This window comes from Flavobacterium sp. LMO6, assembly GCF_009495795.1.
Lineage (GTDB): Bacteria > Bacteroidota > Bacteroidia > Flavobacteriales > Flavobacteriaceae > Flavobacterium.
In genome coordinates, this window is record NZ_WIBH01000008.1 from 139329 (window position 1) to 147046 (window position 7718).

Below are 7718 nucleotides of genomic sequence, written 5' to 3' on the forward strand. Positions count from 1 at the left end.
AAGCTCAGTAATTACTTGAGCTTTCCTTCTATATTTTTCCAACGTTTATGTGTCCAAAAGTAGAACTCAGGTGCTTCGTGTATTTGTTCTTCAACTAATTTTAAGAATTTATCAGTAATTTCATAATTAGGAACAGAAGTGACATCATCAGAAAGTACTTCAAAGCTTGCTTCATAGTAGCCTCTTTTAATTTTTTTAACTTTCAAAAAAATTACATTCATATCAAAACGTTTGGCAAGCATTTCAGCTCCGGTATGAACAGGAACAACATGTCCCATGAAAGAAGTCCAATGATGAGCTGAGTTAGGTCTTGGCGATTGATCACTAGCAAAACCATATATACTTAAAATGTTATTTTTGTAATTTTCTGTAATTATTGGAATTGTATTTTTTGTCGGAATCAATTCTGCTTTAAATTTAGAACGAATTCTTTTTACTAGTTTATCAAAATGCGGATTGGCTAATTTTTTATAAATTCCGTATCCTTTGTGATTTATGTAATAATTCATCGAAATAACCCATTCGTAACTAGCATAATGAGCACACATTAAAGCAATACTTTTGTTCTTTTTTTCCAATTCATAATACACTTCCATATTACTAAAAGTAAAACGTTTTTCCATCTCTTTTTGAGATATAGAAATAGTTTTAATCATTTCTAGAAACATATCACATAAATGAACATAGAATTTCTTTTCAATGGCAAGTCTTTCTTTATCAGATAAATGAGGTAAAGCCAATTTTATATTGTTTCTAACCACTTTTTTTCGATATCCAATTACATCGTAAGTTAAAAAACAAACAATATCAGATAATAAATAAAAAATACGGAAAGGTAGTATAGATATTATCAGCAATAAAGGATAGATAAGTAGGTAAACTAATAATTGCATTCTTTAAAATTTTTTACAAATATACTTTTTTAGTTGTAAGTAAATTTGATAAAGTATTCCTAAATTTACAAAAAATACATTTCATGAACATTATTTTATTACTACTTATAGGTGTTAATGCACTAATAAGTTATAAAGCTATAAACGATAGTTCTTTTTTTAGAAAATACGAATTTCATATTGGAAGCATTAAATCTGGAGAGCAATTACGTATGTTTAGCTCAGGATTTTTACATGTAGATTTTCAACATTTGTTTTTTAATATGTTTACCTTGTATTTTTTTGCACCATATGTAATTTACAATACTACTGTTTTTTATTTTCTTTATATCTATATCGGAAGTTTATTAGCAGGAAATTTACTAACTTTTTATTTTCATAAAAATGATTATTCGTATCGAGCTGTCGGCGCCTCAGGTGCTGTAACGGGTGTTATTTTTAGTGCTATTTTATTAGAACCTAATTTGTATATGTATGGATTTATTCCGGGCTATATTTTTGGATTTGCCTATTTGCTGTTTTCTATTTACGGAATGAAAGCTAAAAATGACAATATTGGTCATGTAGCGCATTTTGGTGGGGCAATTGGTGGTTACGGAATTACATTAGCCAAATACCCTGAGTTAATTTCTTCACAAACTACCACTGTAGTAGCTTTATTAGTGCCAATTGTAGTTTTGTTTATACTTCAAAAGATGAATAAATTATAAACTGATTTGTAAAAAAAAAAATACTTTTTTACCAAGGACCAGTTCTGGTTACATTAATAAAAGAATCATTTTCATATCGGTACGCACCTTTAAAACCTACAAACCACATTCTGTCCTTTTGATCTTGATAAATTTGGAAAGGAAATGGGGTAAAGTCATTTTCTTTATTTTTAATTTTTGTAAATTCTTTGCCATTGTAACTATAAATATCACGTTTGTTAACACTAAACCAAAGTATACCATTCTTATCTTCATAAATACAACCAATGCTACCGTCTTTATTTATAAGTTTTTCGGTAATATTAGTTAATGTTTTTTCATTATATCGAAATATTCCTGTAGTGGTTGAAATCCAAAAATTTCCGTCTGTACTTTCAATTATTTGACTTGCAAAATCAGATTGGAGTCCGTCTTGCTCAGAAATATTTTTTAAAGAATTTCCATCATAAATGTAAACCCCACCATTAGTTGCAAACCATATTTTACCATTTTGGTCTTCTATAATAGAATGAATTATTTTAGTAGTACTAATTCCTCTTGTATCATCTATTTTTCCCTCAGGAATTTCAAAATGTTCAAATACTTCTCCATTAAAGGTAAAAACGCCTTGAGTAGTACCAATCCAAAGTTTTCCTTTTTTATCCATCATCATGCTCCAAAGCCCATTATTAATAAGTATTTCTTTCTGATAATATACAGTAAAATACTTTCCGTCGTATTTTGCGATACCTCCACCATAACCTATCCAAATATTTCCAATTTTATCTTCAATAATAGCATGAACCGTTATATTTTGACCATTAGCGTCTTTAAGTTCAAAATAGACTAAACCATATTTATTATATAAACAAAGGCCATTTTGTGTACCAAACCAAAAATCACCTTTTTTATCTTGAAAAACAGTTCTAATAACACCACTTATTTGGTTTCCTTGGTATTCTTTATCATGAACACTATTTCTATATTCGGGCAACAATTCTGCTCTTAAAGTTATGCTGTCTTTGTGTATTTTTATTATTTCGGGTCTTTTAATTTGCCCTTTACATGAAATAATAAATAACAATAATAGCAATGAAAATAATATTGTTTTAATTTTTAACATTTAAATTAAGTTTATAATTTTAGACAATAGAAACCAAAACAAGAAACTGTAGAAATACCTTAGTTTTAAACATCAAATTGATTTAAATGATGATCTAAGTGTTTATACAACATATTATTCCATTCAGAAGCAGTTAATTTGCCAAACGAAAAATTTTCTCTTTGTTCAAAGTAGGCTGCTCCAAGTTGTTGTGTTTTTTTTATATTTTCAATTAAAATTGATTTTTCATTCTCAAAATTTCGAGTATCAGTAATAATAAAATCAGGAGCCGTACTACCATTTTTATTAAATGGTTTTGTATTTACTACATGACTTTTTACTAGATTTTTTAAAATTAGTTTTAGAAAAAAATTAGGTTTTTTAAAATTTTCAGGATAATAAGCTTGTGCATAACTAACATTGCAATGGGCTAGCATTTGAGCAACATTCATTTTTCCCCAAGTAGGTTTGGCAGTAGGTGTTAAGTTGTTTATTCGGTCAATAATTTCGTTTGATACTTCAATTGTAAATATGTTTTTCATAGTATTTTTTTAAAATTAATATGTATCTTTTAAATTATCTAGGGAAATAATTATTTTTTAATAAAGATTTTAGTAAATATAAGTAAATGTTTGTTGCAAGCAAATCATTTTTTTAGCTTTTGACATGAAATACCTTATTAAGGTTTAAATTTTTCAAATGATGTTCCATTAAACTTATATGCACCGTTTTCGTGTGTTCCAAGCCATAAGTAGCCATTGTTGTCTTTGTAAATGGAGAATAGTTTAATATCTTTATTATTATCTTTAACTTCATATTGAGTAATGGTTTTTCCATTATATCGCCATACTCCCTGTTCGTAGGTTAACATCCAAAGGTCTCCTTTATCATCTTCTGTTGCCGACATAAAGTAAATCTTATCTTTTCCATCTGGCGACTTTACATTTTCAATTCCTTTTTCTCGTTTGTAGTCTATTAAAACTTTGTCTTCTTTAATTAAACTAGCAGGAAGTATTTTGTAACGATAACTAGAATTACAAAACCAAAAATTCCCTTCTTTGTCTTCAATAATTGAACGAATACCAAAAGAGCCTCCACCTTCAATTAAAGTTAAATGCATTTCATACATCCAACTTAACGTTGTTCCATCGTAACGACAAACACCAAATTCGGCAGTTCCAAACCAAATATTACCTTTACGATCTTTATAAATAGTATATGGGTCATAAGGACTCCAGGGGCGCTTTCCATTTACTTTATAATATTCATCTTCCATATAGTGTTTTGGAAATTTTAAATGATGTACGGTATTGCCGTCATAGCGATAAACTCCACTTTCTCCAGTTTTACCCAACATATAAAACCACAAATCATTTGAGTCCAACTTCCAATCATTACTTTCTATTACAGGTAATGTGGTTAATTTTTCCCCGTCAAATTTATTAATGCCACCCAGACTTGAAATGAAAATATTTCCAAATTTATCTTCTTGAATTCCTCGAACTTCATTGCTAACCAAACCATCTTTTATTGTAAACTGTTTCAATTTTTGACCATTGTAATAGAATACACCATTTTCTTTGCTTCCAAACCAATAATTAGATTTCTTGTCTTGGTAAATGGTCCAAATAGTTTTATCTAATTCATTTACGCTTTCTCCAATAGATAGTTTTGTACTCTGGTTGTTACTTTTTGGAACAGAAATAACTTGATTATTTTGTCCGTTACAAGAAATGAAAATTGTGATAAAATTTAGGAGTATAATTGTGTGTAATGTCATTTTAATTTTATTCATTTTTTCAAAAGTTATCTGTTTAGTCTTTTGTGAGCTGTTTTTATTCTACAATTTTAAGCTTTTTTGTCTTAAAATTCAATTAGATTCTTGAGTCTACGTTAAAATAACGCAAAACGTTAGGCAACTTGTTGCAGTAGTGGATAAATATACCAAAACTTTCGGTTTTTCACTCACTTCAAAGATACATACCAAACTTTAAATTAAGCCCAAAATCCGCAATAGCGAAAACCTGTGTTAGCGGTTCGGCTCTACTTTTCTACGTTTTTTTTATCAATATTTTTGCTCGTCAATTGATTTTGTGATTTGAGATTTAACTTTTCCAGTATGTTCTGTTGTTTTTGATTCAATTAGCATTATTAAGCATTCTTCTTTAGATGAAACTCTGTGATTGATTCCTTTTTTTACAACATAAAAATCCCCTTTTTGCATGACGAAATTTTCCTGATTTTCAATTTCCATTAACAAAGAACCTTCAACAATATAAAATAATTCGTCTTCACTTTCGTGATTATGCCAAGGAATTTCTTGTCCTTTTATTTTGGCTACTTTAATAAATTGGTCGTTTACTTCTCCAATTATTCTGGGGGAGAAATATTTATCAACTTTTGAAAACTCATTTTTTAAATTCATAACTTATTTTTTTTCTTTTGATTATTTTACCTTCTTTATTAGAACGATGATATAAAAAAACACCTATTGAAAACAAAATAAATACAGTTATAATAGAATCTTCAATTCCAATTCCTCCGCCTGTAAACAAAACTGGACCTTCAAATTTAGAATGAATAATTTTGCCCATATCATCTAATCCTGTAAGGTTTGAACCATAAAAAGGTTGCGCAAAATTCCAACCTAAATGAAAGAAAAAAGGCAACCAAACTCTTTTAGTATATACAAAAAGCATTGACATTGTAAATCCCCAACACAGTGATACAAAAAAGCTAAACAAAGTTGTGTTAGGATTAAAAATATGGTAAGTTTCAATTACCATTATTATTAGAATTGCAATGTTAGTTCCTAGCCAGTTTTCTAATTCGCGTAATAATAAAGCTCTTGTAAAAAGATCTTCAATTAGAGCTGCAACAACCAGTGTCATGAATAATTTAAGGGAATAATCATCTGTAAGTATGTTAATAATATGATAATATCCCAACAGATATAATATAAAAATAGATAATGAAATTGCAAAAAATCCAATTGCAAATCCACCAAACATTTCTTTAGGCAAGTATTTTATTGAAAGTTCTTTAATTTCTCGTTTTTCATACCAGCGAAAGAAAAAATAGTAACTTGAAAGTAACACCAAAAAAGAAACCAGATGGATTAAAGGGTCGGCAATGTTTTTGTCTTCGATTATACTATAAAATAGTGGTTTTGATACAAAATTTTGTACTACTACAAAAAGAGAAAAGCAAACAGTGATTCCCAAAATTATTTTTGTAATTGGGAAATACAAGATTTTTTTGATTGATTGATTCATAATTGATTGATTGATTGATTGATTGATTGATTTGACGAAAGGAATGGAAAATCGTTACAAGAAAATAGATTTAAATTTTCTGTCGTTGTCTGAGCTTACAGGTAACGTTTTGGCGCTTGTAGAAGTTGCTTACTTCATTAACTAACGATTACAAATAAAGACAAAACTTTGATTCAATAATTACCACTTATGACAAAAAAACAAGCCTAGTAATTTCTTGTAACCGCTGTTAGCAGTGGTTATTTTGTTAGTTTTTGTATATCTTCTCTGATATCTTGTTTTCCAAATTCACCTAAGTTTAAAATGTAATTTCCATCTTTATCAATTACTGCAGAACTAAAACATGGATAATGCATTTTAAAAAATAAATTTTCGATTATTTGATCCTCATCTTTTTTCCAATCAACTTTTTTAGGATGATAATATTTTAAATTTTCGTCACTTTTATATATCCAAAAACTGTTAAACGAGTTTTTCTTAACTTGTTTTAAGTATTCATTGTCAAAAATATTCCATGTAGAATTTCTTTCCATTCCATTACAATTATCTTTTCCAGGATAAAAAATTATTATTGTAATGTTGTTGTTATTGAGATTACCTTTATTAAGTAAACTCTTGTTCAATTTTTCTAATTCTTCAGTAGATAGTTTTCCTTTTGTTTTGGGTTGGTATAAGATAAATGCAAATTTATCTTCAAGTTCAAAACCGTTATAGTGATAATTACCTTTTAATAAAAAGGCATTGAATTCTTTTTCGCTAATATTCTCAAAATTGGTATTGTAATATTTATTAAGCTTGTTTTGAGAATATAAAATAGTATTGAATAATATCAATAATAATGCTATTAAAGCTGTTCTTTTCATATAATTTCTGCTAACGTTTCGCGGCTTGAAAATTGTGGCGAAAAACCAGCACCAAGCCATTACAAATATAACAAAACATTCCATTCAGCAGCCGATTTTCCGTAGGAAAATCCGGAAGTAGCCATATTTTTAAACCGCTGTTAGCGGATGCTATTTTATTCGTTTAGCCGATTTTCTATATCCATTTGTTGATGGAGAATTCTGATAATCTCTAACTTACTTTGTTTTTCGTTGATTTTGTAGAAAATAAAATGGGATTTGACCTGAGAACGTAAATAATCTTTTCTGACATGGCTAAAATCAGAACCGGAATTTGGTTTTTGACATAGATATTCTATTTCATCAAAAATCAAATTCAAATACCTGTCAGCTTGTTCTGCAGACCAAGTTTCAATTGTATAAAGCCAGATTTTTTCAAGATCATTTGATGCTTCTTTACTTATTTTGTAAATCATTTACTCAAATGTTTGTTATGTAAATCCTTTAAAAAAGTATCTCTGTTAAAATCTTTTACAAATCCAGATTTTTCTCCTTTTTTAAGTTCTTTGATAAGTTCAGCTTTTTTTGATTCTTCTTGTTCAAACATTCTTAATGCAGTTCTTACAACTTCGCTTGCAGAAGAAAACCGACCACTTCTTAATTGCTGATTAATAAAATCATCAAAATAATCTCCTAATAGTATTGATGTGTTTTTTGCCATGACAAATAAATTTAAAAAACAAATATACCAAGTTTTGGTATAATATCAAATTTTACGGAGAGTTTTTTTATGGTTACTGCCAACGGTAGGTAGCATGCTTTCAGTGGCGTTGCACCAACACCAAGCCGTTACAAATATAATAAAACATTCCATTCAGCAGCGGATTTTCCGTAGGAAAATCCGGAAGTAGCCATTG

General features: G+C 28.6%; 10 protein-coding genes. 1 reads left to right on the top strand and 9 read right to left on the bottom strand.

What is annotated here, in order from left to right; translation table 11 throughout:
* Nucleotides 1–11: 11 nt before the first annotated feature.
* Nucleotides 12–893 (bottom strand): lysophospholipid acyltransferase family protein, encoded by an 882-nt coding sequence (locus GFJ99_RS09895; RefSeq protein WP_040470947.1) that lies wholly within the window; start codon nucleotides 891–893, stop codon nucleotides 12–14.
* Nucleotides 894–976: 83 nt separating this feature from the next.
* Between GFJ99_RS09895 and GFJ99_RS09900 the strand changes: the two genes are divergently transcribed.
* Nucleotides 977–1603, top strand: coding sequence for a rhomboid family intramembrane serine protease (locus tag GFJ99_RS09900; RefSeq protein ID WP_153208570.1), 627 nt, complete (start codon nucleotides 977–979; stop codon nucleotides 1601–1603).
* Nucleotides 1604–1631: 28 nt separating this feature from the next.
* On the opposite strand, the gene GFJ99_RS09905 is transcribed toward GFJ99_RS09900, so the two are convergent.
* The 8 genes from GFJ99_RS09905 to GFJ99_RS09940 all read right to left on the bottom strand — a co-directional run bounded on the left by GFJ99_RS09905 (nucleotide 1632) and on the right by GFJ99_RS09940 (nucleotide 7522).
* Nucleotides 1632–2705 carry a two-component regulator propeller domain-containing protein gene (locus GFJ99_RS09905; RefSeq protein ID WP_153208571.1) on the bottom strand — a complete coding sequence of 358 codons (1074 nt, stop codon included), beginning with the start codon at nucleotides 2703–2705 and terminating at the stop codon, nucleotides 1632–1634.
* Nucleotides 2706–2770: 65 nt separating this feature from the next.
* Nucleotides 2771–3226, bottom strand: coding sequence for a DUF1569 domain-containing protein (locus GFJ99_RS09910; protein ID WP_153208572.1), 456 nt, complete (start codon nucleotides 3224–3226; stop codon nucleotides 2771–2773).
* A gap of 137 nt (nucleotides 3227–3363) precedes the next feature.
* Nucleotides 3364–4479 (bottom strand): two-component regulator propeller domain-containing protein, encoded by a 1116-nt coding sequence (locus GFJ99_RS09915; protein ID WP_153208578.1) that lies wholly within the window; start codon nucleotides 4477–4479, stop codon nucleotides 3364–3366.
* Between the two features lie 270 nt (nucleotides 4480–4749).
* Nucleotides 4750–5109 carry a cupin domain-containing protein gene (locus GFJ99_RS09920; protein ID WP_153208573.1) on the bottom strand — a complete coding sequence of 120 codons (360 nt, stop codon included), beginning with the start codon at nucleotides 5107–5109 and terminating at the stop codon, nucleotides 4750–4752.
* Nucleotides 5093–5959 carry a CPBP family intramembrane glutamic endopeptidase gene (locus GFJ99_RS09925; protein ID WP_153208574.1) on the bottom strand — a complete coding sequence of 289 codons (867 nt, stop codon included), beginning with the start codon at nucleotides 5957–5959 and terminating at the stop codon, nucleotides 5093–5095. The genes GFJ99_RS09920 and GFJ99_RS09925 overlap by 17 nt, the downstream gene beginning before the upstream one ends.
* Nucleotides 5960–6198: 239 nt before the next feature.
* Complete coding sequence (locus GFJ99_RS09930; RefSeq protein WP_153208575.1) at nucleotides 6199–6822, bottom strand: hypothetical protein; 624 nt, start codon at nucleotides 6820–6822, stop codon at nucleotides 6199–6201.
* 155 nt (nucleotides 6823–6977) lie between these two features.
* Nucleotides 6978–7277, bottom strand: coding sequence for a type II toxin-antitoxin system RelE/ParE family toxin (locus GFJ99_RS09935; RefSeq protein ID WP_153208576.1), 300 nt, complete (start codon nucleotides 7275–7277; stop codon nucleotides 6978–6980).
* Nucleotides 7274–7522, bottom strand: a complete 249-nt coding sequence (locus tag GFJ99_RS09940) for a type II toxin-antitoxin system ParD family antitoxin (RefSeq protein ID WP_133606406.1) — start codon at nucleotides 7520–7522, stop codon at nucleotides 7274–7276. The genes GFJ99_RS09935 and GFJ99_RS09940 overlap by 4 nt, the downstream gene beginning before the upstream one ends.
* Nucleotides 7523–7718 lie beyond the last annotated feature (196 nt).

Bases quoted from the DNA above. Each gene is read 5' to 3' on its own strand.
- GFJ99_RS09895 (WP_040470947.1), bottom strand. From the start codon at position 893: ATGCAATTATTAGTTTACCTACTTATCTATCCTTTATTGCTGATAATA.
- GFJ99_RS09900 (WP_153208570.1), top strand. From the start codon at position 977: ATGAACATTATTTTATTACTACTTATAGGTGTTAATGCACTAATAAGT.
- GFJ99_RS09905 (WP_153208571.1), bottom strand. From the start codon at position 2,705: ATGTTAAAAATTAAAACAATATTATTTTCATTGCTATTATTGTTATTT.
- GFJ99_RS09910 (WP_153208572.1), bottom strand. From the start codon at position 3,226: ATGAAAAACATATTTACAATTGAAGTATCAAACGAAATTATTGACCGA.
- GFJ99_RS09915 (WP_153208578.1), bottom strand. From the start codon at position 4,479: ATGAATAAAATTAAAATGACATTACACACAATTATACTCCTAAATTTT.
- GFJ99_RS09920 (WP_153208573.1), bottom strand. From the start codon at position 5,109: ATGAATTTAAAAAATGAGTTTTCAAAAGTTGATAAATATTTCTCCCCC.
- GFJ99_RS09925 (WP_153208574.1), bottom strand. From the start codon at position 5,959: ATGAATCAATCAATCAAAAAAATCTTGTATTTCCCAATTACAAAAATA.
- GFJ99_RS09930 (WP_153208575.1), bottom strand. From the start codon at position 6,822: ATGAAAAGAACAGCTTTAATAGCATTATTATTGATATTATTCAATACT.
- GFJ99_RS09935 (WP_153208576.1), bottom strand. From the start codon at position 7,277: ATGATTTACAAAATAAGTAAAGAAGCATCAAATGATCTTGAAAAAATC.
- GFJ99_RS09940 (WP_133606406.1), bottom strand. From the start codon at position 7,522: ATGGCAAAAAACACATCAATACTATTAGGAGATTATTTTGATGATTTT.